Below are 25,095 nucleotides of genomic sequence, written 5' to 3'. Positions count from 1 at the left end.
AAAGCTGAGACAACCGAATGATTTCTGCTCTCGACCGCCGCCAGTTCCTCCGCGGCGCGGCCCTCGCCGGCGGCGGCGCAGCATTGTCAGCCTGGCTGCCGGCCTGGGCGCAGACGATCTCGCCGGGGATGCGACCGACGCTGCCGACCGTGTCGGGCGAAGACATTACGCTCACCATCGCCCGGCAGTCGATGACCATCGACGGGCGCAAGTTCCGGGCAATCGGCCTCAACGGCACGGTCCCCGCCCCGCTGATCCGGCTGCGCGAGGGCCAGCGCGTGCGGCTCAACGTCATCAATCAGCTGGAGGAGGACAGCTCGATCCACTGGCACGGGCTGATCCTGCCGGCCAATATGGACGGTGTGCCGGGCGTGTCTTTTCCGGGCATCAAGCCGGGCTCGAACTACCTCTACCAGTTCTCCGTCGTGCAAAGCGGCACCTACTGGTACCACAGCCATTCAGGCCTGCAGGAACAGGAAGGCCATTACGGCCCGATCATCATCGATCCCGCCGGTGCCGATCCGGTCGCCTATGACCGCGAGCATGTCATCGTGCTCGCCGATCACAGCGCGCTCTCGCCGCAGGCGATCTTCCGGCGCCTCAAGGTCAACCCCGGCCATTTCAATTTCCAGCGCCAGACCCTGGCCGGGCTCCTGTCGGGCAAGGATCAGCCGCTCAAGGACCGGCTCGACTGGGGCCAGATGCGGATGGACCCGGCCGACATCTCCGATGTGACCGGATCCACCTACACCTATCTCGTCAACGGCCATGGTCCGATGGACAACTGGACCGCGCTCTTCACCCCGGGCGAACGGGTGCGGCTGCGGGTCATCAATGCGTCGGCGATGACCACCTTCAACGTCCGCATCCCCGGCCTGCCGCTGACCATCGTCCAGGCCGACGGGCAGAATGTGGTGCCGGTCACCGTCGACGAGTTCCAGGTTGGTGTTGCCGAGACCTACGACGTCGTTGTCAGCCCAGGCGATGACAAGGCCTACACCCTTGTCGGCGAGGCGATCGACCGCTCGGGCATGGCGCGTGCCACGCTCGCGCCGCGCGCCGGCATGGCCGGCGAGGTTCCCCCCTTACGCAAACGGCCGCTCGCCGACATGAAGGACATGGGCATGGACATGTCCTCGATGCCGGGCATGGAAGGCATGGACATGTCGGGCGGCGCTATGCGGGGCGTCGATCCGACGGCCGAGAAGAACGCGTCCGCGCGCCTCGCGACCGGCGCGGCGGCAGCGATGGCGACCATGGACAATAGCGCCATGGCAGGCATGGATCATTCGGGGATGGATCATTCCGCGATGAGCGGGATGGACCACGGCGCGATGGGCGCCGATGGCCAGATGGCGGGCATGGACCATGGCGGGCACGCGATGGGGTCGATGAAGATGCGAGACTTCTCGAACGCGCCGCAGGTGAAGCGCGACCCGAGCGTCCAGACCATCTCGCCGATGCCCGTCGACCGCACCGGCGAGCCCGGCCAGGGCCTCGCCGACGTCGGCCACAAGGTGCTTGTCTACAGGGACCTGATGGCGCTCGATCGCAATCCGGACGTGCGCGCGCCGAGCCGCAGCATCGACATTCACCTCACCGGCAACATGGAGCGGTTCATGTGGTCGTTCGACGGCGAAAAAATGTCGGACCATCACGAGCCGATCCCCTTCATCGAAGGCGAGCGGGTGCGCGTCAATCTCATCAACGACACGATGATGGGGCATCCGATCCATATTCACGGGCATTTTTTCGAGCTGGTGACGGGGCATGGCGATCATGCGCCACGCAAGCATACGGTAATCGTCCAGCCCGGCGGCAAGGTGACCTGGGACTTCACCGCCGACGCGGTCGGCGACTGGGCCTTCCACTGTCATCTCCTCTACCACATGCATGCCGGGATGATGCGGGTCGTGAGCGTCCGTCCGAAGGGAGACGCGTAATGACCCGCATCCTCACGCCGCTGGTGAGCGCGATCGCCCTTTTCGCTGCCGCGCCCGCCTTTGCCCAGGATCATTCAATGCACGGCATGCCCGGCATGGCGCCGCCGGGCGAGGTGCCGCCGGCGCAGGAGAAGAAGAAGGACAAGGCCGCCGCCAGGCCGCGCGCTCAGACACCAGCGCCAGACGCCACCTCGGCGATGGACCATTCGCAGCACCAGGCCAGTCCTGCGCCGCAGGGAGATGCGGCCGGTCAGCCGCAACCCGCGTCTCCCGCGATGCCGGACATGCCGGGCATGGACCACTCCCAGCATCAGGACGGCGCGATGCCGGACATGCCCGGGATGGACCATTCGCAGCATGGCCAGACCGCCATGCCCGGCATGCAAATGACCGGCACGGCGCTTCCGGCCGGCAATGCGCCCCCGCCGCCTCCCCCCAGCGACCACTTCGCCGATCGTGATTTTCCCGGCGCCGAGATGGCGCGCTCACGCGACATCATGATGAAGGACAGCGGCGGCAACAATTTCGGGCAGGTGCTGCTCAACCTGTTCGAGTATCAAGCGCATAGCGGTCGCGATGGCTATCGCTGGGATGGCGAAGGCTTTTACGGCGGCGATATCAACCGGCTCTGGCTCAAGAGCGAGGGCGAAGGCGAGTTCGGCCGCGGCATCGACAGCGCGGAGGTGCAGGTGCTCTATAGCCGGGCCATCGACCCCTATTTCAATCTTCAGGGCGGTATCCGCCAGGACTTCGGCCGCGGGCCCGACCGCACTTACGCGACGGTCGGCGTCGAGGGCCTGGCTCCCGGCATGTTCGAAGTCGAAGGCGCGCTGTTCCTCTCGACCAAGGGCGATGTTCTGGGCCGGGTCGAGGGCTATTACGACCAGCGCATTACCCAGCGCCTGATCTTGCAGCCGCGCGCCGAGGTCAATTTCGCCGCGCAGGATATTCCGGAGAACGACATCGGTTCGGGGCTGGTCAACATAGAGCTCGGCGCGCGCCTGCGCTATGAGTTCAGCCGCCAGTTCGCACCCTATATCGGCGTCTCTTATCTGCGCAAAGCCGGCGACACGGCGCGGCTGTCGAGGCTTGCCGGCGAGGACGTCCATGCGACCAGCTTCGTCGCCGGCGTTCGCTTCTGGTTTTAGCATCAGGACGGCTGATGGCGGGGGCGAACAGGAGAGCGGGGCGTTACACTCATACCAAGGTCGGCCGGCGCCGAGCGAAGGAGATACGCCATGGACCATTCGTCCCACATGAACACCCGGAAGATGGGCGCCTATTGGAGCCTTGCCGTTCAGACCGTCATCAGCGGCGTCATCATGTATCTGGTGATGTTCGTCATGATCGACGGGCTCGACAGCTTCTACAACAACCTCAACATGCTCTACATGACGCTGATGATGGTCGCGCCGATGGTGGTGCTGATGATCGTCGCCATGCGGCACATGTTCGCGTCGAAAGCCGCCAACATCGCGCTGATCGCCGCGTCGCTGGTCGCCTTCTTCGGCAGCTTTGCGCTCATCCGCACCCAGACCACGATCGGCGACACGGCCTTTCTGCGCTCGATGATCCCGCATCATTCCGGGGCGATCCTGATGTGCCAGGAAGCAAAGCTCAGCGATCCGGAAGTCATCCGGCTTTGCGAAGCGATCAAGCGCTCGCAGCGGCAGGAAATCGACGAGATGAAGGCCATACTCGCGCGGCGCTGAGTGGCACGGTCGGGCTACGCCCGGATCCGTGCGCCCGGCCAGGCCCGTGAGCCGGGACGATGGTCGACACGAGGCGCGGGCCGGACGAGATTGCCAGCGACGTAGCGCGGCTTGCGCCGCTGTTCCTGCGACAGGCTGGCGGCCACGTCCTGACGCTGCTCGATCCTGCCGGGATCGTGCTGAGCTATAATGAAGAAGGCGAGCGTGCCGAATGCTGGCCCCTCGATCGCGTCCTGGGACAGCCCCATGACCTGTTCTACCCGCCCGACGAGATTGCGGCCGGCCGCCCGTGCGCAGACCTGGCGGCCGCCCTTCACGAAGGCACGCTGGAGCGCGAAGCGTGGCGGGTCTGCGAGAACGGCGCGGAATATCTCGCGCGCCTGACGATCAGCGCCCTGTTCGAAGGCGACGCACATCGAGGCTTTGCCTGCATCAGTCGCGATGTCACCGACGAGGCGGCGGTCCGGGCGTCAATCGAGACCCGCGAGCAGCATCTCCAGTCGATCCTGGCGACCGTCCCCGATGCGATGATCATCATCGACGAGACCGGCGCCATCACGTCGTTCAGCGCGGCCGCCCAACGCCTGTTCGGCTATTCGGAAACCGAGCTCGTCGGCCGCAACGTCTCCTGCCTGATGCCCCAGCCCGATCGCGACCGGCACGACGAATATATCGCGCATTATCTCCAGACCGGCGAGCGCCGGATCATCGGCCTCGGCCGCGTCGTGGTCGGCCAGCGCCGCGACGGCTCGACCTTCCCGATGCAGCTGTCGGTTGGCGAGGCCGGTGAAGACGGGCAGCGGTTGTTCACCGGCTTCATCCGGGATCTCACCGCCAAGGAGCAGGATGAGCTCAGGCTCAAGGAACTGCAGGCAGAGCTGGTCCATGTCTCCCGGCTGAGCGCGATGGGCACGATGGCCTCGACCCTCGCGCATGAGCTCAACCAGCCGCTTGCCGCGGTCGCGCTCTATCTCGAGACGATCCGCGACATGCTCGACGAGCGGGACGACGAACCCTTCGTGTCGCTACGGTCGGTGATGGATGATGCGGCACAGGAAACGCTGCGGGCCGGCCATATCGTCCGGCGCCTGCGCGATTTCGTCGCCCGCGGCGAGGTCGACAAGAGCCTCCACGAGCTGCCGCGGGTCATCGCCGAGGCGAGCCAGCTCGCGCTGGTCGACGCCCGCGAGCGCGGCATCCGCAGCTTCTTTGCAGTCGATCCCGCCGCGACGCCGGTCCTCGTCGACAGGGTGCAGATCCAGCAGGTGCTGGTCAACCTGATGCGCAATGCCATCGAGGCGATGGCGGCGTGTCCGGTTCGCGACCTCAAGGTGGCGACCAGGTTGCGCCCTGACGGGCTGATCGAGGTGACCGTGGCGGATACCGGCCCCGGCATCGCCGACGAGGTCCGGGAGCAGCTCTTCACGGCGTTCAAGTCGACAAAGGCCGACGGCATGGGCCTCGGCCTTTCGATCTGCCGGACCATCATCGAAGCGCATGGGGGCCGTATCTGGATGGAGCGCCCCGTCCGCGGCGGCGCGCGCTTTCATTTTACCTTGATCCATGCGCGGGCGGAGGAGGAACATGGGGGATAGACGCGTCATCCATCTGGTCGACGACGAGGAGAGCATCCGCAAGGCGGCGAGCTTTGCGCTCAAGACCGCGGGCTACGACGTCGTGACCTATGCCTCGGGCGTGGAGTTTCTCAAGGAGGCGAAGTCGGCGGCCGTCGGCTGCGTCATCCTCGACGTGCGCATGCCCGAGATGGACGGTCTCGAGGTTCAGGCCGCCATGGCAGCACGCGGGGTCAATATGCCGGTCATCGTCCTGACCGGCCATGGCGACGTGTCGGTTGCGGTGCAGGCCATGAAAGGCGGCGCGGTCGACTTTCTCGAGAAGCCCTTCGAGAAAGCCGCCCTGCTCGGCGCCGTCAGCCGCGCGTTCGCGCGTCTCGACGATGTCGACTTTCGCACTCTGGAAACCTCTGAAGCCGGCGTGCGGGTCGCTGCACTGACGCCCCGGGAGCGTGAAGTGCTGGAAGGGCTGGCGAACGGCCTGCCCAATAAGACGATCGCCTATGACCTGGGCTGTTCATCGCGAACGGTCGAGGTCCATCGCGCGAGCCTGATGGCCAAGCTCGAGGTCCGCAATTTGTCCGAAGCCCTGCGGATCGCCTTTGCCGCGGGCATGGGCCGCAAGCCGAAGTGACTGCGACCTCTACGTAGCGACGGGACGAGGCGCGATATGCGATCGATGGTGCAATCGTCACACGGGTGTCCGCTTCTCGCAATGCCATCGGTCCGTTCCACTCAGCATGATGGCAGATACACCATCCTCGTCTCCGACGACGATCCCGGCGTGCGGCGTGGCCTCCAGCTGCTGCTGAGATCGCGCGGCTATGCCGTGTGGGGATATACGACCGGCCACGCGCTGTTGGCCGACCCCCGCGCGAAGGAGGCAGACTGCGTCATCCTCGACTATCGCATGCCCGACATCGACGGATTCGCGATGCTGCGTCACCTTCGCGAGATCGGATGGTCGGGACGCGCCATCATGATCTCAGGCTTTCACGACACGCTGCTGGCCTGGCGGGCCGCCGAGGCGGGCTTCGATCACGTTCTCGCAAAGCCTTTGATCGGCAGGGCTTTGCTCGATGCGTTGGACCGGCACCGCGCCGAGGTTCTGCGAAAGCATTGAGTTATGGCGGCCGGCCCCCGGCAGCCTCAGCCCGGCGCGATGTGGAAAGCCAATCTGCGCCGTCAAAGCCAGTGGCTACGTTTGAACCGGATGTAGAGCCCAATGCAGACCGCAGCGATGACGCCGAGGATGACGAAATATCCCCATTGCGTCTTCAGTTCGGGCATATTCTCGAAATTCATGCCGTAGATTCCGGCAATCGCGGTAGGCACCGCGAGGATCGCATCCCGGGCGGCAAGCTAACGGGTGATCGCACCTTGGCGCTGCTGTTCGAGCAGGTGACTCGCCTCGAACACCGAGATCAGGATGTCGCGGATGCCGGTGATGGCGCTCTCAACCCTGAGCATGTGATCGTCGAGCTTCGAAATCTGGTGGCCGTTGTCGGCACCTTCCATGGCAAGCGGATGAAGGCCGTAATTCCCGGCGATGTCGGCAAGTTCTGTTTCGCTGGGCTGGGACATTTTGATCCACACGAAGTCATCCTTGCCGACGTGCTCGCACGCCGGATCGATCAGGGTCGCCGGCCGTAGCCGTTTGCCATTGTGACAAAGAACGGCGGCGGCGACCGGAAGCCGTGTGCCTCGCCTATTGAGACGCGCGCACAAACACTCGTCATTCTTCAAGCCCAATCGCAGGAAGAAGAAGGCGGCGCGCAGCAATTCGAGCGAGAGCTTATAGAAAATGCGGCGGAGCGTTGGGTTTCGCAGAAGGCCGCTCCCGTTCATGACGCGCGTGGCTGGGCGGCGCGCTGCCACATCAAGGGCACGCGACTGCGAAGGTCTGCGCACCCTTGATTGGCGACCGCGAGGGTTTTCCTCTCTTGCGATGGTACCAAGCGATTGCCCGTGTGGCGCCTCTGCAATCGTGTCGGATGACTATACCTAAGTATCGGATAACGGCGCTGACGACAGGGTTGCCGGGCCCCGGTGAGGCGCGTCGCACCGCGCGGAGACGAAAGCTGGAAGACGGAAAAGCTCAACTGTCGAAAGCGACCGAGCGCGCGAGCGCTTCCTGGGACTGCAGAAAGGCGAGCCGCGATTGCAGCGCCGCCTGGACAACGCCGAAAGCGTCACCCCCCAGAGTCACGCGCAGCGGCGGATGGTCGCTGGTTGCGACATCAACGATCGCTTGCGCGATCTTTTGCGGGTCGAGCGTGTAGAGCTCGTTTCCGGCGGTCTCGAACATCTTGCGGATATGGCCGGCGGGCGTATCGCGATACGCGGCGATCTCGCTGGCGAATTGCAGATTGTGGCTGAAGCTGGTGCGCGCCCCGCCCGGCTCGATCAGTGTCACGAACAGGTTGAAGGGTTCAAGCTCCTGGCGGAGGCATTCGCTGAAGCCCTCCAGGCCCCATTTGGCCACATGATAGAGACTGCTCGTCGGAAGCGAGCCCTGACCACTAGCGCTGGAGATCTGGATGATCCGGCCGCTCCCGCGCAGCCGCATGGCGGGGACAAAGGCGCGGGTGATGTGGATGGGCGCCATGAGATTGAGCGCGATCTGGCCTTCGACCTCGGCGTCCGACATCTCTTCGGTGGCGCCGATCACGCCGCCGCCGGCGTTGTTGACCAGAATATCGACGGGTCGACGCGCCTGCGCCCGGGCCACGACCGCAGCAATATCGTCCTTGACCGTGACGTCGAGCGCTTCGACGCGCAGCTGGCTCGGATATTTCGCCGCGAGATCATCGAGGCTTTCGGGCTTGCGGGCCGTCGCGGTAAGGTCGTCGCCAGCGGCCAGGATCAGTTCGGCCAGATGGCGGCCGATACCGCTGGACGCGCCCGTGAGAAACCAGTGATTGGACATATGTTACTCCATATATTACCAACTGGTAGGTAACTTGAAACCTGGAATGCGTCAATGCTTGGAGGTGTGATGAAGCAACGAACCCGGCGGAATGCCGCACAGAGCCGCGAGACGCTCCTGGCTGCAGCGACCGAGGAGTTCGCGTCCCATGGGCTGGCGGGCGCGCGGATCGACCGGATTGCGCAGGCGGCGGGTATCAGCAAGCCGATGCTCTACACCTATTTCGGGGACAAGGAGGCGCTCTTCGATGCCGCGCTGACGCAGGAAGTGATGGACGCGGCGCAGGCCGATCGCTTCGATCCCAATGATCTTGAGGGTTATGCGGGGCGCACCTATGACTTGCTGGTCGAACGCCCGCGCCTGTGGAGGCTGCTGACCTGGCATCATTTGGAGCGTGGCCAGGATGTTCTGATGCTCCCGGCCGGCGAGGTCCTTCTCGGGGAGAAGCTGGACGGGATCGCAGCGGCGCAGGCCGAGGGGCGGATCGTCGCCGACTTCACGCCCCTGGATGTCGTCCGGCTTGTCGCCGCCCTCACCCAGCTCTGGTGCATGACCGGAGCTGCACGCGACGCTGCCGAGCACGCGGCGCGCCGGGCGACGATCATGCGGGCGGTGGGGCGACTGCTGCGCGTGTGATCGTGCGAGGCGCGAGCTGCACGCCCGCGCGCCGACCGGGACACAGCAAGCATTTTTCGCAACCTGCCGTACTGCCCAGCGGCAAAATCAGGGCGGCTCATGCACAAGCCGGCCCGTCGGCTCCGCGGATGCGATCGACGTTCGAGGACTGCGCCGCCACTGCCGAACCGGATTGGATCATCGCCAAGTGACCCAGTGGCTGCGCGACGATCTCAGGTCGCCGGACTCGTCGCACGACGTTTCGTCAGGAGTCGTTTCATCTGCCTCAAAAGGCGAACCTGCGGCTCAATCCGGAAGAAGGCGCGACACATCCAGGAAACGAGGATCAAATGCGGTCCGCATCGGTATTACTTTCCCTGGCGCGTGCAAGCTCAGCAAAGGACTAATGTTCCCGGAGCATCTCTAGCGCTATACCTAGGTATATCACGCCGACACCAATAACATGTGATCATGCCGCTTCGCATTCTTGCCGGCCAAATGTCCCGATCATCAAATCGAAGCGTGCGAGGCTGTATTACGATATGATATTCTATCTCCTATCTCAGCAGCTTTGCAAATGAGCGCTCGCAAAAATATCTCTTCAGTCATGAGGGTTCGACGTCTGGCGTGCGTATTATAGCTATATCTATATCTAAATTTCACGAGAATAAGGTATTGGAAAAACAGGAAAAATACTGTTGACCTGTATATACAACTGATGTTGTCTGTGGCTGTTCTAAAACGTCAGGGGGATTGCACATGACCATCAGGATGGCCCTGCTCGGCAGCGCCGCCATCGTCGCGGGCTACGCCGCGCCGGCTCTCGCTCAGGCCGATCCGACACCGCAGCCAAAAGCACAAGTCCTGGGGGATGACAGCGACATCGTCGTTACCGGCTCACGAATCCGTCGGCAGGATCTGGCCGGGGTTGGACCGGCCACCGTGGTCACCGCCGAGCAGATCCAAAATACCGGCATCGTCAATATCGAAACCGCCTTGCAGCGTTTGCCGGCCAATGCCGGCTTCGCGGGCAACCAGACATCGGCCTACTGGACCAACAACGGTTATGGCACTGCTCAGGTCAATCTGCGCGGCCTCGGCATCAAGCGCACACTCGTGCTCCTCAACGGCCGACGCCTCGTCGCGGGCGGCACCGGCGCCAATTCCTCACCCGATCTCAACATGATCCCGGTCGTGGCGCTGGCACGCACCGATGTCCTCAAGGATGGCGCGTCCGCTATCTACGGGGCCGATGCCATGGCCGGCGTGGTCAACCTTGTCACGCGCACCGATTATGAAGGCCTGGGTCTCAGCGTCCGACAAGGCATTACCGAGCGCGGCGACGGCTCCGATCTCACCGCGGACCTACTTTGGGGCATTCGCAACGATCGTGGCGGGTTCATGGCAGCAGTCACCTACCAGAAGACCAGCGCCGTCAACATGGCCTCGCGTGCGCCCTGCTCGCTCGCTGAAACGACGCCGGGCTCGCTGAGCTGCGTCAACAGCGCCTCGACGATCGGCGGACGCGCGGTGCTGCCCAACGGCCAACAGATCAACTTCAACCAGGTACCCGGAGGGAACGGGAACTTCTACGAGCCTTACAGTCCCGCCAAGCACAACTTCAACTCGAACCCGTTTCTCAATGCGGTCAGCCCAGTCGAGCGCGTCAGCACGGCCTTCTTCGCGGACTATGCGCTGACCGACGGTATCCAGGCGTTCGGCGAGTTCCTCTATACGTTCCGCAAGTCGAATCAGATCGCGACACCCGGCACGCTGCGCAATCTCTCGATACCAGCCAGCAATCCGACCAATCCGACCGGCCAGAACCTGGTCCTGGCCCAGCGCCGCCTCGCCGAACCCGGCGCGCGCCACTTCTTCCAGGAGACCGATACCTGGCAAGGCACCTTCGGGCTGCGCGGCAAGCTGGCGAACGACTGGGCCTGGGAAGTCGCGGGCAGCTTCGGGCGTAACACGGCCGTCGACGGCTCGACCAACATCGCCAATCTCGAGCGCGTCGCGAACACGCTCGACAGGAGCAAATGCTCCAGCACGGCGGGCGCGGCCATCCCCTGCGGTGACTATCTTGGGTTCGGAGACCTGACACCTCAGGTTCTGGATTATATTCTGTTCACCTCGCGCGATCGCGGAGGCAACGAACTCGGCACGGTCACGGCTGACCTCAACGGCGATCTCTTCTCCCTTCCAGCCGGCGCGGTGTCCTTCGCCACCGGCGTGGTCTATCGGCGCGAAAAAGGCTGGCGCGATCCCGACCCGTTGACGGTGCTCGGCGTGGCGAACGTCAATCAGCAGGATCCTATTTCGGGCTCGAGCACCGCCAAGGAAGCCTATCTCGAGCTATCGGTGCCGGTGCTTGCCAACACAGCTTTCGCCAAGGCGCTCACGCTCGATGGCGCAGTCCGCTACTCAAACTATAATCTCTTCGGGAGCGACTGGAATTACAAGCTCAGTGCCGACTGGGTAGTCAATGACAGCATCCGTCTGCGCGGCACTTATGGGACGGGCTTTCGCATTCCCAACGTGCCGGAGCTTTTCGGCGGCGTCTCGGAAGGCAATCTGACCACGACCGATCCCTGCTCGCGCTACACCTCCAGCGGCAACGTGACCTTGATCGCCAATTGTCAGGCGTCCGGTGTGCCGGCCAACTATACGCAGCTCGGCACCACGATCCTCACCACAGTGGGCGGTAACCAGAGCCTTCGGCCCGAAAGCTCCACGACCTGGACCGTTGGTACGGTGATATCGCCGCGCGGCATCATCCCAGGGTTGTCGCTGACGGCAGACTGGTTCGACATCAAGATCAAGGACGCGATCCGGGCCATTCCCGGCTCGACCAAGCTCGCAGTCTGCTATGCGAGCCAGAACCTGTCGCACCCGTTCTGCAGCGACTTTACGCGCAGCGCGCTGACCGGCGAGGTCACTTACCTCTCCGCCCAGCCCATCAACACCGGCCGCGAGGAGATGAATGGTCTCGATCTGGGTCTGGTGTACAGTGGTGCGGTGGGCGAGGTGAAGATCTCCTTGGATCTCAACATGACCTATCTCAACAAATATGTCGTAAACCCCTTCCCCGGCGGCGCGCCGATCTATTTCGACGGGTTTATCGGGGGCGGCAATGGCGGCTATCCGAAATGGCGTGGTTATGGCGTGCTGACGGCGGAAAAGGACGGCATCAGCGCGACCTGGTCGACACAATGGATCGGCAAGGCGACCGACTTCAACGCATCGGCCGGCGACATCGGCTACCGCACGCCGAACGTCTTCTACCACAATCTTCAGCTTGCCTTCGCGATCGACGAGAAGACACGTTTCCAGATCGGGGCCGATAATCTGTTCGACCGCAAGGCGCCCTATATCCAGAGCTTCACCGATGCCAACACCGACACGATGACCTATGATCTACTCGGACGGCGCTTCTACGCCGGCTTCCGAACCGCGTTCTGAAGGGCAGCACATGGCAATTCGCTGGCCTTTGGTCATCCGCCGGACGCACAAGTGGCTGGCCCTGATCGTCGGCGTCCAGGTTCTGCTCTGGACGCTGACCGGCTTCTATATGGTGGCCGTCCATATCGACATCATCCATGGCGACGATCTGGTCCGCCCACCGGTCGTCGCCCCCATCGACCTTGCGAGCTTCGTCCCGCCGGCGCGGATTGTTCAATCGGCTCCCGACGCGTCCGAGATCCGCCTGCAACGGTTCATGGATCAGCCCGTCTGGCGCGCGCAAACCCCGGGTGGTCCAAGACTCTTCGATGCAGGTTCGGGACAGCCCATCCCCGATTTGAGCGAGGCACAAATCCGCGCCGCCGCTCGGCGCATCTACAGCGGCACCGGGGACATCGTCGCAGCCCGGCTGCTGACGACGGCGCCACTGGAAATGCAGGCGCGCAAGCCTCCCTATTGGCAGGTCGAATTCGATGCCTGGAACCGGCCAACCCTGTATCTCTCTCCGCAGACCGGCGAGCTGATCTCGCGCCGCCATGCGCTGTGGCGCGTGTTCGATTTCGCGTGGATGCTGCACATCATGGACTATGACGATCGCTCCGACGTCAACAATCCGCTGCTGCGCGTGGCGACCTGGAGTGCCCTTGCCATGGCGCTGGCCGGGGCTTGGCTGCTGCTTTGGTCGTTCCCGCGGCGCAGGAAGAAGAAGGCATGAAGAAAATCCGGTTCACCCCGCTCTTTTTTCGGCGCATCCACAAATGGGTCGGCCTGATCCTGGGCGTGCAGTTTCTCCTTTGGGCTCTGAGCGGCTCGATGATGGCCTTGCTCGATCAGGAGAAGGTCGGCGGACACAGTGCGCAGGCCAGCCATCAGCACGCCCTACCTGCCGGTGACTATATTGCGCCGGCAAAGCTCGCTCTTGATGGTCCCGTGCTCGGCATCGCCTTGCGGTCCCTTGCCACACGCCCCGTCTACGAGCTTCGATCCACCACGGGCACGCGGCTAATCGACGCGACGAGCGGCGCCCCGGTTCGGGTCGACGAGCAGGTCGCGCGCGACGTCGCGACGATGGTGAATGAAGCACCGATCCGCAAGGCAACGTTGCTCGCCGAACCGAATGTGGAAGCGCGCGAGCACGAAGGCACCATGTGGCGACTGGATTTCGCGGACGCAGAGAACAGCAGCGCCTACATCTCCGCCGACACCGGCCGATTCCTGGTCATGCGCGGCGACACATGGCGCACCTGGGATTTCTTCTGGATGCTCCACAATATGGACTATGTGAACCGCACCAGCTTCAATCACCCGCTGATCGTCTTCGTTGCGTTCGGTACTTTGTGGCTGTCGGGGACGGGCTTCTACCTGCTGTTTAAGAGCTTCAGTCGCGCCGACGTGCGATGGTTGCGGCGCAGGCGCAAATCGGCCGTCAAGTTGGGCGCGGGCTGATCGCTAGGTCCCAACAGAAAAAGCCGCCGATAGCTCGAACCGATTGCCCGGGTGCGTGAGCCAAGCGTGCGATACGAGACGTCCGCGACTCCAGGTTCTGCGCGTCATCATTAGCACTGGTTCTCCTTCAGCGAGGCCCAGCATTGTTCGCATGGCTGTATCCGGCATCGCCGCGCACACCCGGTGCTCTACTCGCTCGAGCGGGGCAACACGTGTCAGATATTCATTCGGCGTCGAGGCGCTGAAATCCCTCTCTCCGTAGCGTGGCGCAGCAGATGCCAGCACAAAGCGCTCCTCGACCTGAATTGGGAATTCGGTCTCGTGATGGACGATAAGCGAATGGAAGAGGCGCGTGCCCAAGCCGACTTCCAGCAGAGCTGCCCTTTCCGCATCAGCCCGTATCTCGATATTATAAATGACGCGCGCGCGATAGGCGTGGCCCCTGCCGCGCACCTCCTCCGCGATGTTGCGGATCTCGATCAGCTGCCCGATCGGCCGGGGCTCGGCGACAAAGCTGCCCCGCCCCGCCCGCCGTACCACGACACCGGCCGATTGCAGTTCCCGCAACGCCCGGTTTGCGGTCATGCGCGAGACTTTGAACGTCTCGACGAGCTCGGCCTCTGACGGCGTCTGGTCGCCGGGCTTCAGGCGACCTTCCCGGATGTCCTCGAAAATGCTGTCTTTGATCGCCACATAGCGAGGTTGCTTCTCCGCACCGGCAGCGTCGACCGCGGGTTCGCCCACAGAAGCAGCTTTCGTCCGGGGAGCGGATGCGCGGCTATGGGGGCGAGCGGGAGCATGCATCAAATGACTATACAGGTGGGGGCGAGCAAGTCCCAGTCATTCAAACAGGAAATCACCAGCGAGAGCCGAGGCGTGCGTGATCAATGCCGCGCGAAGACCTTCTGGCCCGAACTGCCGAACGACACCACCGCATAGGGTTGGCGGGCGGCGCCTGCCACTTCCATGCCCTCCGAGCCGATCGGCATCCCCGCCACCGCAATGCCTCTGACGCCTACGGGACGGGTTGCCAGCAGGCGCTTGATATCGGCGACCGGGACATGGCCCTCGATCAGATAGCCATCAACCATCGCGCTGTGGCAGGATGCCAGCGTGCCCGGCATGCCGGCCCTCCGCTGAAGCGCCCCGCGCGACGCATCGTCGCGCATGACGACCGTGCGGCCCAGCTTCGCGCGAAGCGCCTGGGCCCACTTCTCACAGCATCCACAACCCGGGTCCCGGTGGACGACGACATCATTCGCCGCAAGCGCTGCGCCGGGCAGGGCGAGGAACAGCAAGGCGGCAGAAAGACGGGTCTTCATGAACGGCTCCCGGAAGCATGCGATAGGGTTCCTAATGATCTATACGCATTGATGCCCCCTACCCCTCATCACGCTGAAGATTTCACGATGGCGCGCGGCCTCCAGGCGAGCGGCAAGGACACAAGCAGCGCCAGCGACAGACCACCAATCCCCCACAAGACTAAGTGCTGCGCCCCGGGAGCGACGACGGCGATCGCCAGCGGCGCGAGCGCCTGCCCGATGCTGGCGGCGGAATGCTGGAGACCGAGCTTCAGACCCGAAGGGGCTGCCGCACCGCTGATCCAGAAGCTGGTGACCAATCGAAGGGTTGCCGAGCTCCAGCCGGCAGCAACGATGATCCCACTGAGTTCGGCCATGCTCGCGGCGACAGGGAACAGGAAGAGCGCCGCAGCCAGCAGGCCGAGCGTCAGCCCCGCAAGCCGCCTCGGCATGGTCACCAGCCAATCGAGCCTCGCATGGAAGATCTGTGCTGCCAGCATGCCCAATCCGCAGAGACTGAGCATCCAGGCGATCTCTTCGCGGCTCAGCGAAATGACGCTCCGCGTCACCAGGAGATTGACATGCATCGCCGCCAGCCCGCCGCCCGCGACGATCGTGACGAAAAGCAGGATCAGCGTCGCGCCGAGCCTCGGCGCGGGCAGGTCTCCGCCATCGATGCAAGGTGCACACCAGCGCGGCAGACGCACGGCGCAAAGCGCCGCCCCGACGGCACCGATGCCGAAAGCGAGGATCATGAGGGGAGCGCGGGGCAGGATCGCGGCCGAGACCTCCGCCACCAGCGGACCGGCGAGATCGCCCAGAAACAAGAAGGCGGTCAGCCAGGTGAAGCGCCGCGCCTGGTCCGCGCGCTCGTTTGCGGCAAAGCTCGCGCAGAGCAAGCCCAACGGTATGATGGCGGCCGACGCCATCCCCGCCACCAGGCGCAATGCATAAAGCTCAGGCAGCCCGACGAGGCCGATCGGCGCGGTCACCAGGGCGAGGATGACCAGCGCTGCGCGCAACATCGCCCGATAGTCGACCCGGTCCGCGATCCAGCCCCAGAGCGGCGCCGCCAGCAAGGCTGCCAGGGGATGGACCGCGGTCAGGCTCGCGACATGAAAATCATGAGCGCTTGACGATAGCGCGCCACGAGCCGGGTCGACCAGTGCCGGAAGGAAGGCGAGAATGGCCGTCTGTCCCGCCGACGCCGCAGCCGCCGCGAGCAACAAGACGAAAAAGGAGGCCGGCCAGCGACCGTTGGCTTGCGATCCAGCCTTGTCACGCGGCGCGTTCGCGGTCGACCCCTCGAGTGGCCATCCGCGGATCACCACCAGGCGCGCAAGCCGATCACCAGCCTGTGTTCGGAAGGCCCTTCCCCGCGCAGGCGACGGAAATCGGCCGTGCCGTCAAATGCGCGCTCCCAGACGAAGCCGATATAGGGCGCGAACTTGCGCGACACCTCGTAGCGCAACCGTCCGCTCAGCTCGACATTGCTGAAGCCGCTGCCGAGCTGCCGATCGCTCGACCGCTTCGAATAGATATTGGTCTCCACCTGCGGCGTAAGGATCAACCGATTGGTGAACAAGACCTCATAGGACGCCTTGGCGCGCGCCGCGAGACGCCCATCGGTTCCTACATAGCCGGTGAGCTGGACGTCGAACCAATAGGGCGCCAGTCCCTCGACGCCGGCGGCCAGCCAGGTGGTCGCTCCCTTGCCGAGATCCTGCCTGACCCCGAGCAGCGTGCCCCAGAACGGGTTCTTGCTGTGCCACCACAGCGCCTCGACGCTGCTCTCCGGATCGAGACGTTGGTCGCGGGAGTTCTTGAGCCCCTGGCTGCGCAGCCAGAGCTTGTCATTGTCCTGACCCTTGGTGACGAGCACGGTCCAGCCCCCGCCCTGACCCTCGTTGCCGCTGGTGAACTCAAGCTCATCGACAAGTATCTTGGGGATTGAGAGCTTGTCGGCCATCTCATAGCCCGGCAGCGTCGAGTTGCGGTAGCCGTCGGCATAATCGTCCGAGTTGCGCGCGTCCGGCGGGGCCTGGCCGCCCTGCATCGAGCCCATGTCCATCGTGGCGCCGTTACCGGACGCCTTCGTGTCGGTCATATCCATGCCCGGCATGTCCATGCCCGCATGGTCCTGAGAGCCTTGCGCGGAAGGGGTGTGCTGAGCGGGAGTGGCCGTTTGGGCAGGGGTGGCGGCGGGCGACGGGGGCGAGGCCTCCTGCGCGAGGGCGGGAGCCGTGATCGCCGGCGCCAGGAAGAGGGCAGCGCCAAGAGCGATGCCGCGCGAGGGGAAAATCCGGATCATGCGACCACCACCTCCCGGAACATGCCGGCCGCCATGTGATAGAGCAGATGGCAGTGGAAGGCCCATCGGCCCATGGCGTCGGCGGTGACGCGGAAGCTCACCCGCTGGGCGGGCTGGACCACGACCGTATGCTTGCGGACCTGGAAGGCGCCGTCCGGGCCTTCGACATCGCTCCACATGCCGTGCAGATGCATCGGATGCGTCATCATCGTGTCGTTGACGAAGGTGACGCGCAGCCGCTCGTTTGGCTTGAAATGAAGCGGCCTGGAATCGTTGAGCTTGATGCCGTCGAGCGACCAGATGAACCGTTCCATATTGCCCGTCAGATGCAGCTCGATGTCGCGCTCGGGCTCGCGCGGGTCGGGATCGCCGCCCGGCGTGCGCAGATCGGCCAGCGTCAGCACGCGCCAGCCGCGCCCGCGCAGCCCGGCGCCGGGATCGTCGAGATTGGTGCGCGGATAGTCGACGCGCATGTCGGTATTGGCGCCATATTCGGTGCGGGCGTGCCGTGCCCTGGCCGGCATCTCGGTCATGCCGTGCCCGGCATGCGCGTCGCCTCCCATTGCGCCCATCGTCGCCATCGCGCCCATCATGTCGACCGGCTCGAGCCAGGTCCGGGCATCGAGCGGCGGCACGGCTGCCGCCATGCCCGGGGCCGGTGCGATCGTGCCACGCGCATAGCCGCTCCGATCGATCGCCTGCGCGAAGATGGTGCGGGCGCCGCCCTCGGGCATGGTGAACTCGACGTCGTAGGTCTCGCCCGGGCCGATCCGGAATTCCTCGACCGTGACCGGCTCGACCGGCTGCCCGTCGGTCGATACGACCGTCAGCTCGACCCCGGGGATCCGCACGTCGAAGAACGTCGCCGTCCCCGCGCCGACGAAGCGCAGGCGCACGCGCTCGCCGGGCGCGGCGATACCGGTCCAGTTGCCGGCGGGCGGCGCGCCGTTCATCAGATAGGTGTAGGTCGCGGCAGAGACATCGCTGTAGTCGGTCGGGTTCATCCGCGAGCTGTTCCACATCCGCCGCCGCTCGAGCGCCTTGCCCAAGCCCATGGTGCCGACATCCTTGAGGAAATCGCCGGCGGTCGGCTGCGCAAAATTATAGTAGCTGCTCTGCTTCTTGAGATTGAGGAAGATCTGCAGCGGCGGCTCGTCCGACCAGTCGCTGAGCACGATGCAATAGTCGCGATCGGGCGCCCGCGCCGCCGGCGCCTGTTTCGGCTCCACGATGATCGCTCCATAGAGTCCCGTCTGCTCGGCGAGCGTGTGAGCGTGATACCAGTAGGTTCCGCTCTGGCGGACCTCGAAGCGATAGGTGAAGGTCTCGCCCGGCGCGATGCCGGCAAAGCTGATGCCGGGCACGCCGTCCATCTCCGCCGGCACGATGATGCCGTGCCAATGGATGCTCGACATCTCCTTGAGGCCGTTGCGCACACGGAGCGTGACCGTGTCGCCTTCGCGCAGGCGCAGGACCGGCGCGGGCACGCTGCCGTTCACGGCGGTCGCGATACGGCGTTTGCCGGTGAAGTTGACTGGCAGCTCGGCGATCTCGAGGTCGAACTCGGTCCCGCTAAGCTCGGCGGGCGAGACTGGGGCGGATCGCGCGAGAAGCGCCGGGGCGAAGCCGGCAACCGCGCCGCCGATCGCCAGCCCCTGGACGAAACGGCGCCGTGCGATCGGCCGGATATGTAAGGGAGACATGAACTGTACTTTCGCGAAGTCGGGTTCAGGCGAGGTCGAGGACGATCCGGCCCTCGATGTCGCCATGGTGCATGCGGGAGAAGACGTCGTTGATGTTCTCCAGCTTGTCTGCATGGACCGTGGCCTTGACCTTGCCGTCGCCGGCGAACGCCAGTGCCTCGAGCAGATCGAGCCGCGTGCCGACGATCGAGCCTCGCACGGTAATGCCGTTCAGCACGGTGTCGAAGATCGACAGCGGGAAGTCGCCCGGCGGCAGACCATTGAGCGCGACCGTGCCGCCGCGCCGGACCATGCCGAGCGCCTGCTGGAACGCCTTGGGCGAAACGGCGGTGACGAGCGCTCCGTGCGCGCCGCCTATCGCCTTCTTGAGCGCTGCCGAAGGGTCCTCGCTGTGCGCGTTGACCGTCAGTGTGGCGCCAAGGCGTGTAGCGAGGTCGAGCTTGCTATCGTCGATGTCGACCGCGGCCACATTGAGACCCATGGCACGGGCATATTGCACCGCCATGTGGCCGAGCCCGCCGATCCCTGAGACGACCACCCACTCGCCGGGTCGGGCCTCGGTGGCCTTCAATCCCTTGTAGACGGTGACGCCCGCGCAGAGGATCGGCGCAATGTCGAGGAAGTCGACATTGTCGGGAAGGTGACCAACATAGTTGGGATCGGCGAGGACATATTCGGCAAAGCTGCCATTGACCGAATAGCCGGTGTTCTGCTGTTCGTGGCAAAGCGTCTCCCAGCCACCCAGGCAATGCACGCAATGCCCGCAGGCGGTGTAGAGCCAGGGCACACCGACCCGGTCGCCTTCCTTCACATGGGTGACGCCCGCACCGACGGCGGCGACATGCCCGACGCCTTCATGGCCAGGAATGAAGGGCGGGTTGGGTTTGACCGGCCAGTCCCCTTCTGCCGCGTGCAGGTCGGTATGGCACACGCCGGTTGCCGCAATCTTGACCAGGATCTGCCCGGGGCCGACCGTCGGGATCGGCGCGTCCTCGATGACCAGGGGCTTGCCGAATTCGCGGACGACCGCCGCCTTCATGGTTTTCGCCATGTCCGTTTCTCCTTTTGAGCGAGGGGTCAGAACAGGCCGAGCGCGTGCTCGTCATAGGAGACGAGCAGGTTCTTGGTCTGCTGATAATGGTCGAGCATCATCCGGTGATTTTCACGCCCGAAGCCCGACGCCTTGTATCCGCCGAAGGCGGCATGGGCGGGGTACTGGTGATAGCAGTTGGTCCAGACCCGCCCGGCCTCGATCGCGCGGCCCAGACGGTAGGCGGTGTTGCCGCTCCGGGTCCAGACGCCCGCGCCAAGACCGTAGGCGGTGTCGTTGGCAAGTGCGATCGCCTCCTCGACCGTCTTGAAGGTGGTGACCGCCAGGACGGGACCGAAGATCTCCTCCTGGAAGATGCGCATGTGGTTCTGACCCACGAACACGGTCGGCTGTACGAAATAGCCCTGGTCGAGCGCACCGCCCGGCAGCGCCCTGGCGCCACCGACCAGACACTGCGCGCCCTCGGCCTTGCCGATATCGATATAGCCCAGGATCTTGTGGAGCTGGTCCTCCGACGCCTGCGCGCCGACCTGGACCGACGGGTCGAGCGGATCGCCCTGGCGGATCGCGGCGACGCGCGCCACGGCGCGCTCGATGAAGCGGTCGAAGATCGACTCATGGATCAGGGCGCGCGACGGGCAGGTACAGACCTCGCCCTTGTTGAAGGCGAACAAAGTAAAGCCTTCGAGCGCCTTGTCGAAGAAGGCATCGTCCTCGTCGAGCACGTCCGCCATGAAGATGTTGGGCGACTTGCCGCCAAGCTCCATCGTCTGGGGGATCAGATGGTCCGCCGCGGCGTGCATGATCTGCTTGCCGGTGACGGTCTCGCCGGTGAACGAGACCTTGGCGATGCGCGGATTGGCGGCGATCGCCTGGCCGACGGTCCGTCCCGGGCCGGTGACGACATTGAGCACGCCGGGCGGCAGGATGTCGGCGGTGAGCTCGGCGAACATCAGCAAGGTGAGCGGCGTCTGGGATGCGGGCTTGATGACGGTGCAGTTGCCCGCCGCCAGCGCCGGGGCGATCTTCCACGCCGCCATCAGCAGCGGGAAGTTCCACGGGATGATCTGGCCGACGACGCCGAGCGGCTCGCGGAAATGATAGGCGATGGTGTCCGCATCGATCGTCGAGATGCCGCCTTCCTCCGCCCGGATGCAGCCGGCGAAGTAGCGGAAATGGTCGATCGCGAGCGGCACGTCGGCAGCGCGCGTCTCGCGGATCGGCTTGCCATTGTCGATCGTCTCGGCAAGTGCCAGCAACTCCAGATTGTCTTCGAGCCGGTCGGCGACGCGATTGAGAATCCTGGCGCGTTCGGCGGGCGCGATCCTTGCCCATTGATCCTTGGCGGCGTGCGCCGCATCGAGCGCGCGCTCGACATCTTCCGGCGTCGACAGCGCGAACTCTGCGATCTGGGCGCCATTGATCGGGCTCGTGTCGGCGAAATACTCGCCGCCCGCAGGAGCGCTCCAGCGGCCTCCGATGAAATTATCATAGCGGTGTCGGAAGGAGGCCGCCGCGTTAATGGTCCCGATCGCCTTCTCGAACATAACCTGACTCCATCTCTATCGATGGCCTGACGGAGTAATCTCTTTGCCCGGGTGGCCTATAAGTAAGTTCCGCAGAAGGTAGTCTGGTATCGGGGTCGCGGGCTTGAGGGTCAGACACGCCAACAGAGCCGATGACTATTCATCGACTCCTGAACGTATTCGCGCACGCCTGATCGGAATTATGCCGAGACAGGCGTTACTCGGCCGAGTCTTCTTTTGGCGAGGGCGGCGCTTGGCATTCCAATTCTGGCGTTACGCCCGGACGCGCTTTAGGCTCACCCAATCGCCTTTCTGAAGCGTCCCGTCCCTCACGCGGAAATGAGCATAATGGTCGTCGAAAATCTGGTCGACTTCGACATGACCGACAAGACGGCGGTGGCGCGGCGTTGCGTGATAGACTTCGAGTATCTGCCCGATGTGCGCGCCATCGGCCTTACCCAGGCAGGCCACTGTGCCGCCCGCATCCATACGGACGATCTTGCCGCGCATGAACAAGCTATGGCCGATACCCTGTGCGAGGAGCGGCGTGCTGCCAAAGAGCAGAAAGCCAACAGCAGCACCGACGCCAAGATGTTTTCGCATCGCTGTTTCCTCTGTCAAGTCAGACGCTCGGACCCGGTTTTGAAAGCTGGGAGCACGGGGCGACGCTGGGCATCGTCAAAGAACTGGCCCGCCGCGGGGGAACGGCGGGCCCTCAGCCCCTGGGGTCTGTTCTCGGGGCTGGAAACCTCACATGTCGCTCATCGGCTTGTCGGCCATGGGCTTGGCGGTCTTCTTCTTCGCCGCCGGCTTGGCCTTCTTCATCGGCATCTTGCAGCAGCCACTCTTCGCCTTACCGGCCATGCCCGAGCCGTTCGATGCAGGCGAGCCGCCGGACATGCCGGCCATCCCCGACATGCCCTGTTGATCCTGCTGGGCCGGTTGCCCCTGCTGCTTCTGCGCGCCGGCCTGATGATCCTTCATCATCTGATCGTGCATCTGCTGCCCGCCATGATCCATGCCCTGCTGGTGGGCATGGGCCGGCGCAGCCTGCGCGGGCGCGGGCGTCGACTGGGCGAGAGCGGTGCCGGCGGCGAAGGTTAGCGTCGCGAAGAGGCTGACGGGCGCCGCGAGAAATGTCGTCTGTCGCATTGAGGGTCTCCGAGTGTTCTTCCTGTTGCCCGATCGACGTTCCGATCCCGGCAATTCCGAAGCTTCAATGCTGCTAGCGAGACGCTGTCTGTATACGTAAGTTACGAATCGAAATCCGATCGGCCGTGTGCCTGCTGGAGCAGGCGCGTAAAATGATGATCCGGGATCGATCAAAAATGTGACCCGGCCTGGTTTTCTCGTCCTGAGACCGGCCAGAAAAGCGATTGGCCCGCCGTGGGAACGGCGGACCAAGGCTTCGGTTGAAAGCGGCCATGATCTTGTCCGTCAACCTTGTCGTCTGATGGAATGATGGCAGGGTCAGCAACCACCGTCCGACCTGTGTGACATGCCGGAGGCGCCGTCCTGGTCCTGCGAATCCCGCATCGCCATTCGATGGCCCTGCATCATCTGGCCGTGCATCTGCTCCTTACCGTGAGCCATGCCCTGCATGTGGGCAGGATCGGGCTGGGCAGGCGCCGGCCTGGCCTTGAGGGTCTCCTCAAGATCGGGCATGCCCGGCGGCATCCCGTCCGCCAGCACCGGTCCGGCACTGACGGCGAGGAAGCCGAGAGCTGCGAGCGAAGCGATCATTGCCGTCTTCTTGCGCAAGTATCCATTCCTTCAAGTCTGGGTTTCCCGTTCGATCGAGCATATGCCCGGTCGATTGTCGCCCCTTCCGGAGCTTGCCCGTGAAATGGTGTCACCTTCCGCCTTGCTGTATACGTAATGTGCGAAGTCCGTCTCTGAGATGGCCATAAATTATCGCACTGGCATCGTTGTTGTGCCGATGTGTAACTATGGTTCGGACTCGAGAGCAGGACAGGTCGGCAACAGTGACTAATCCATGGCGGCCAGCAGACGCTCGAGAGGAATAGTGGCAAAAGTGGTGAAGCTGTCAGCAATGGCATAAGGCAGTACCAGCACCCGATTATGTACCATCGCGCCGCAGCTGTAGGCTACGTTTGGCACATAACCTTCGCGCTCATCCATGTCCGACCGCAAAAGCGGTAGCTTCGTCCGCGCCAGCAGCTTCGAGGGATCGTCACGGTCCAGCAGGCACGCCCCGATGCAATAGTTCCGAACGGCGCCGACTCCATGAGTTACGACCAGCCAGCCTTCGTCGATCTCGATCGGCGATCCGCAATTACCGATCTGGACAAACTCCCAAGGCCAGCGAGGTTCGATGGCTTTCGCTCCGCCACTCCAGTCGTGAATGTCCGCGGACGTCAGGAACCAGATATTTTCGTTATCCTCGCGCCCAAGCATGGCAAAGTGCCCGGCAATGCGTCGGGGGAAAAGCGCCATGCCCTTGCTACCGGTGGCATCCCCACGCAGCGGTCTGAGTTCGAATGTCCGGAAGTCCGGCGTGGACAACAACTCCTGCCGGACGGACTGGCCGCTAAATGCCGTATATGTACCGAAATAGGTGGCTCGGCCATCGTCGTCCAGGAAGCGGACCAAGCGAAGGTCTTCGATGCCACCACGCTGGCTGGGGGTTGTCGGAAAGATCACGATCTCCGAGAGATCGTGGCTGCCATCGCACTTGATCCGAATGCCCGCGTCCGGCCCGTCCTCGCCGGAGATGTTTTCAGTCTCCAGCACGAGCGGCATGGGGCTCGGAGGATTGATTGCTATGGTTCCGTCCGCGGCGCAAAACCCGGTGCGAAAGGTGACGGAGGAGATATGCCCCTCGCCCACGCCTCGCAGGGAAAGAATGAATCGGAGAGAGTTTTCAGGTACAGCAGACTAATCAGGATGCAGGACGATGCTCGGATTGAAAAGCGCTGCTGCCTCATAGGAATATTCGTTGCAAAAATGGGCACCGATCAAGAGCGCCTGTTCATGGGTGACCTCGCAATCACAGACGATGATGCCATCAACCTCGTGGAACCGCCGCAAAAACAGGGACGGAACCTCACGATGCCTTCCCGAGAAATCATCAAGAATGCGTTGCAACTCATCGTGGAGCGATGCTGGGTCGAGCGCCAGGACGCGGTCGGCGATGCGCTGCGCACGTGGCTGATCCGGTACCGCATATTTATAGGTTTCCGTCGACGGCATATAGGGTCTGATCACTACCCTTGCTGGATTGGGGCGGAGCAATTCGGGTAGCCGGTTGACAAATTCGGCGGTTGACACTGACTTCTCCAATACAGATCGACCGTGGAGCGTTCACGCAATCGTAAAGATGGTGCTCGGCATTACCCGACTATCGGGTGGCGGCACGGAAGGCTCCGGCGATGGCGGGTGCGATGATTTCCGCCGTTGCCGGATACTCGGACTTTGTGCCACGTGCCATGATCGCTGTCCTGGCGTAGTTGTCGGACACACAAGCTGTGACCGGGGGCTCTGGCCTGAACGTGACTATGT

23 protein-coding genes and 1 pseudogene are annotated in these 25,095 nt (G+C 63.9%); 10 read left to right on the top strand and 14 right to left on the bottom strand.

Annotation, left to right across the window (positions count from 1 at the left end; genetic code table 11):
* Positions 1-17: 17 nt before the first annotated feature.
* The 6 genes from A7Q26_RS16075 to A7Q26_RS16050 all read left to right on the top strand — a co-directional run bounded on the left by A7Q26_RS16075 (position 18) and on the right by A7Q26_RS16050 (position 6,352).
* Positions 18-1,943, top strand: coding sequence for a copper resistance system multicopper oxidase (locus tag A7Q26_RS16075; protein ID WP_007683365.1), 1,926 nt, complete (start codon positions 18-20; stop codon positions 1,941-1,943).
* Positions 1,943-3,091 carry a copper resistance protein B gene (locus tag A7Q26_RS16070; RefSeq protein WP_020820521.1) on the top strand — a complete coding sequence of 383 codons (1,149 nt, stop codon included), beginning with the start codon at positions 1,943-1,945 and terminating at the stop codon, positions 3,089-3,091. The genes A7Q26_RS16075 and A7Q26_RS16070 overlap by 1 nt, the downstream gene beginning before the upstream one ends.
* A 90-nt stretch (positions 3,092-3,181) precedes the next feature.
* Positions 3,182-3,655: a DUF305 domain-containing protein gene (locus tag A7Q26_RS16065; protein ID WP_004212732.1), complete on the top strand. Its 474-nt coding sequence runs from the start codon at positions 3,182-3,184 to the stop codon at positions 3,653-3,655.
* Positions 3,656-3,714: 59 nt separating this feature from the next.
* Entirely contained in the window at positions 3,715-5,250 is a 1,536-nt protein-coding gene (locus A7Q26_RS16060; protein WP_066861571.1) for a PAS domain-containing sensor histidine kinase, read from the top strand.
* Entirely contained in the window at positions 5,240-5,863 is a 624-nt protein-coding gene (locus tag A7Q26_RS16055; protein ID WP_007683357.1) for a response regulator transcription factor, read from the top strand. The genes A7Q26_RS16060 and A7Q26_RS16055 overlap by 11 nt, the downstream gene beginning before the upstream one ends.
* Positions 5,864-5,944: 81 nt before the next feature.
* Complete coding sequence (locus A7Q26_RS16050; RefSeq protein ID WP_007683354.1) at positions 5,945-6,352, top strand: response regulator; 408 nt, start codon at positions 5,945-5,947, stop codon at positions 6,350-6,352.
* A 62-nt stretch (positions 6,353-6,414) separates the two neighbouring features.
* Here the strand turns inward: A7Q26_RS16050 and A7Q26_RS26345 are convergent.
* Positions 6,415-6,717 (bottom strand): annotated as a pseudogene (locus A7Q26_RS26345) (CorA family divalent cation transporter); the annotation flags it as partial.
* A gap of 610 nt (positions 6,718-7,327) precedes the next feature.
* Complete coding sequence (locus A7Q26_RS16040) at positions 7,328-8,158, bottom strand: SDR family oxidoreductase (protein ID WP_037479754.1); 831 nt, start codon at positions 8,156-8,158, stop codon at positions 7,328-7,330.
* Between the two features lie 69 nt (positions 8,159-8,227).
* On the opposite strand from A7Q26_RS16040, the gene A7Q26_RS16035 reads away from it, so the two are divergent.
* From A7Q26_RS16035 to A7Q26_RS16020, 4 genes are all read left to right on the top strand, one after another.
* Positions 8,228-8,794, top strand: a complete 567-nt coding sequence (locus A7Q26_RS16035; RefSeq protein ID WP_015449258.1) for a TetR family transcriptional regulator — start codon at positions 8,228-8,230, stop codon at positions 8,792-8,794.
* 738 nt (positions 8,795-9,532) lie between these two features.
* Positions 9,533-12,235: a TonB-dependent receptor domain-containing protein gene (locus A7Q26_RS16030; RefSeq protein ID WP_004213139.1), complete on the top strand. Its 2,703-nt coding sequence runs from the start codon at positions 9,533-9,535 to the stop codon at positions 12,233-12,235.
* Between the two features lie 10 nt (positions 12,236-12,245).
* The gene (locus A7Q26_RS16025; RefSeq protein WP_004213138.1) at positions 12,246-12,950 is read left to right on the top strand and encodes a PepSY domain-containing protein; all 705 of its coding nucleotides are present in this window, start codon (positions 12,246-12,248) and stop codon (positions 12,948-12,950) included.
* Positions 12,947-13,681, top strand: coding sequence for a PepSY domain-containing protein (locus A7Q26_RS16020; RefSeq protein ID WP_004213137.1), 735 nt, complete (start codon positions 12,947-12,949; stop codon positions 13,679-13,681). Before A7Q26_RS16025 ends, A7Q26_RS16020 begins: the two co-directional genes overlap by 4 nt.
* Before the next feature lie 3 nt (positions 13,682-13,684).
* Here the strand turns inward: A7Q26_RS16020 and hutC are convergent, their stop codons facing one another.
* The 12 genes from hutC to A7Q26_RS26335 all read right to left on the bottom strand — a co-directional run bounded on the left by hutC (position 13,685) and on the right by A7Q26_RS26335 (position 24,864).
* The gene (gene hutC, locus A7Q26_RS16015; RefSeq protein ID WP_004213136.1) at positions 13,685-14,425 is read right to left on the bottom strand and encodes a histidine utilization repressor; all 741 of its coding nucleotides are present in this window, start codon (positions 14,423-14,425) and stop codon (positions 13,685-13,687) included.
* 140 nt (positions 14,426-14,565) lie between these two features.
* On the bottom strand, positions 14,566-15,003 hold the full coding sequence (locus tag A7Q26_RS16010; protein ID WP_004213035.1) for a DUF411 domain-containing protein: 438 nt from the start codon (positions 15,001-15,003) through the stop codon (positions 14,566-14,568).
* Between the two features lie 68 nt (positions 15,004-15,071).
* Positions 15,072-16,313, bottom strand: a complete 1,242-nt coding sequence (locus tag A7Q26_RS16005) for an MFS transporter (RefSeq protein ID WP_066861569.1) — start codon at positions 16,311-16,313, stop codon at positions 15,072-15,074.
* Complete coding sequence (locus tag A7Q26_RS16000) at positions 16,307-17,293, bottom strand: copper resistance protein B (protein ID WP_198162960.1); 987 nt, start codon at positions 17,291-17,293, stop codon at positions 16,307-16,309. The genes A7Q26_RS16005 and A7Q26_RS16000 overlap by 7 nt, the downstream gene beginning before the upstream one ends.
* Entirely contained in the window at positions 17,290-18,996 is a 1,707-nt protein-coding gene (locus tag A7Q26_RS15995) for a copper resistance system multicopper oxidase (protein WP_066861566.1), read from the bottom strand. The genes A7Q26_RS16000 and A7Q26_RS15995 overlap by 4 nt, the downstream gene beginning before the upstream one ends.
* 25 nt (positions 18,997-19,021) lie before the next feature.
* Positions 19,022-20,047 carry an alcohol dehydrogenase AdhP gene (gene adhP / locus A7Q26_RS15990; protein ID WP_007683342.1) on the bottom strand — a complete coding sequence of 342 codons (1,026 nt, stop codon included), beginning with the start codon at positions 20,045-20,047 and terminating at the stop codon, positions 19,022-19,024.
* 26 nt (positions 20,048-20,073) lie between these two features.
* Complete coding sequence (locus tag A7Q26_RS15985; protein ID WP_066861563.1) at positions 20,074-21,594, bottom strand: aldehyde dehydrogenase family protein; 1,521 nt, start codon at positions 21,592-21,594, stop codon at positions 20,074-20,076.
* A 252-nt stretch (positions 21,595-21,846) separates the two neighbouring features.
* Entirely contained in the window at positions 21,847-22,176 is a 330-nt protein-coding gene (locus tag A7Q26_RS15980) for a hypothetical protein (RefSeq protein WP_004212674.1), read from the bottom strand.
* 147 nt (positions 22,177-22,323) lie between these two features.
* Positions 22,324-22,725 carry a hypothetical protein gene (locus A7Q26_RS25655; RefSeq protein ID WP_015449265.1) on the bottom strand — a complete coding sequence of 134 codons (402 nt, stop codon included), beginning with the start codon at positions 22,723-22,725 and terminating at the stop codon, positions 22,324-22,326.
* A gap of 318 nt (positions 22,726-23,043) precedes the next feature.
* Positions 23,044-23,334 carry a hypothetical protein gene (locus A7Q26_RS15970; protein ID WP_007406388.1) on the bottom strand — a complete coding sequence of 97 codons (291 nt, stop codon included), beginning with the start codon at positions 23,332-23,334 and terminating at the stop codon, positions 23,044-23,046.
* Between the two features lie 228 nt (positions 23,335-23,562).
* Complete coding sequence (locus A7Q26_RS26340; protein WP_020818755.1) at positions 23,563-24,336, bottom strand: hypothetical protein; 774 nt, start codon at positions 24,334-24,336, stop codon at positions 23,563-23,565.
* A gap of 135 nt (positions 24,337-24,471) precedes the next feature.
* A complete protein-coding gene (locus A7Q26_RS26335; protein ID WP_232318550.1) occupies positions 24,472-24,864 on the bottom strand; it encodes a hypothetical protein in 393 nt (130 codons plus the stop codon).
* Positions 24,865-25,095 lie beyond the last annotated feature (231 nt).

The sequence above is a fragment of the Sphingobium sp. TCM1 genome (genome assembly GCF_001650725.1).
Classification (GTDB): domain Bacteria; phylum Pseudomonadota; class Alphaproteobacteria; order Sphingomonadales; family Sphingomonadaceae; genus Sphingobium.
This window is presented reverse-complemented; position numbering and strand designations above follow the sequence as displayed.

What these genes read in the sequence shown, in the direction of transcription:
- A7Q26_RS16010 (WP_004213035.1), bottom strand. Translation starts at nt 15,003, where the DNA reads ATGAAGACCCGTCTTTCTGCCGCCTTGCTGTTCCTCGCCCTGCCCGGC.
- A7Q26_RS16050 (WP_007683354.1), top strand. Translation starts at nt 5,945, where the DNA reads ATGCCATCGGTCCGTTCCACTCAGCATGATGGCAGATACACCATCCTC.
- A7Q26_RS16025 (WP_004213138.1), top strand. Translation starts at nt 12,246, where the DNA reads ATGGCAATTCGCTGGCCTTTGGTCATCCGCCGGACGCACAAGTGGCTG.
- adhP (WP_007683342.1), bottom strand. Translation starts at nt 20,047, where the DNA reads ATGGCGAAAACCATGAAGGCGGCGGTCGTCCGCGAATTCGGCAAGCCC.
- A7Q26_RS16075 (WP_007683365.1), top strand. Translation starts at nt 18, where the DNA reads ATGATTTCTGCTCTCGACCGCCGCCAGTTCCTCCGCGGCGCGGCCCTC.
- A7Q26_RS15985 (WP_066861563.1), bottom strand. Translation starts at nt 21,594, where the DNA reads ATGTTCGAGAAGGCGATCGGGACCATTAACGCGGCGGCCTCCTTCCGA.
- A7Q26_RS16070 (WP_020820521.1), top strand. Translation starts at nt 1,943, where the DNA reads ATGACCCGCATCCTCACGCCGCTGGTGAGCGCGATCGCCCTTTTCGCT.
- A7Q26_RS16020 (WP_004213137.1), top strand. Translation starts at nt 12,947, where the DNA reads ATGAAGAAAATCCGGTTCACCCCGCTCTTTTTTCGGCGCATCCACAAA.
- A7Q26_RS15995 (WP_066861566.1), bottom strand. Translation starts at nt 18,996, where the DNA reads ATGTCTCCCTTACATATCCGGCCGATCGCACGGCGCCGTTTCGTCCAG.
- A7Q26_RS16030 (WP_004213139.1), top strand. Translation starts at nt 9,533, where the DNA reads ATGACCATCAGGATGGCCCTGCTCGGCAGCGCCGCCATCGTCGCGGGC.
- A7Q26_RS16040 (WP_037479754.1), bottom strand. Translation starts at nt 8,158, where the DNA reads ATGTCCAATCACTGGTTTCTCACGGGCGCGTCCAGCGGTATCGGCCGC.
- A7Q26_RS16055 (WP_007683357.1), top strand. Translation starts at nt 5,240, where the DNA reads ATGGGGGATAGACGCGTCATCCATCTGGTCGACGACGAGGAGAGCATC.
- A7Q26_RS25655 (WP_015449265.1), bottom strand. Translation starts at nt 22,725, where the DNA reads ATGCGACAGACGACATTTCTCGCGGCGCCCGTCAGCCTCTTCGCGACG.
- A7Q26_RS16065 (WP_004212732.1), top strand. Translation starts at nt 3,182, where the DNA reads ATGGACCATTCGTCCCACATGAACACCCGGAAGATGGGCGCCTATTGG.
- A7Q26_RS26340 (WP_020818755.1), bottom strand. Translation starts at nt 24,336, where the DNA reads ATGCCGCTCGTGCTGGAGACTGAAAACATCTCCGGCGAGGACGGGCCG.
- A7Q26_RS16060 (WP_066861571.1), top strand. Translation starts at nt 3,715, where the DNA reads ATGGTCGACACGAGGCGCGGGCCGGACGAGATTGCCAGCGACGTAGCG.
- A7Q26_RS15980 (WP_004212674.1), bottom strand. Translation starts at nt 22,176, where the DNA reads ATGCGAAAACATCTTGGCGTCGGTGCTGCTGTTGGCTTTCTGCTCTTT.
- A7Q26_RS16035 (WP_015449258.1), top strand. Translation starts at nt 8,228, where the DNA reads ATGAAGCAACGAACCCGGCGGAATGCCGCACAGAGCCGCGAGACGCTC.
- A7Q26_RS16000 (WP_198162960.1), bottom strand. Translation starts at nt 17,293, where the DNA reads ATGATCCGGATTTTCCCCTCGCGCGGCATCGCTCTTGGCGCTGCCCTC.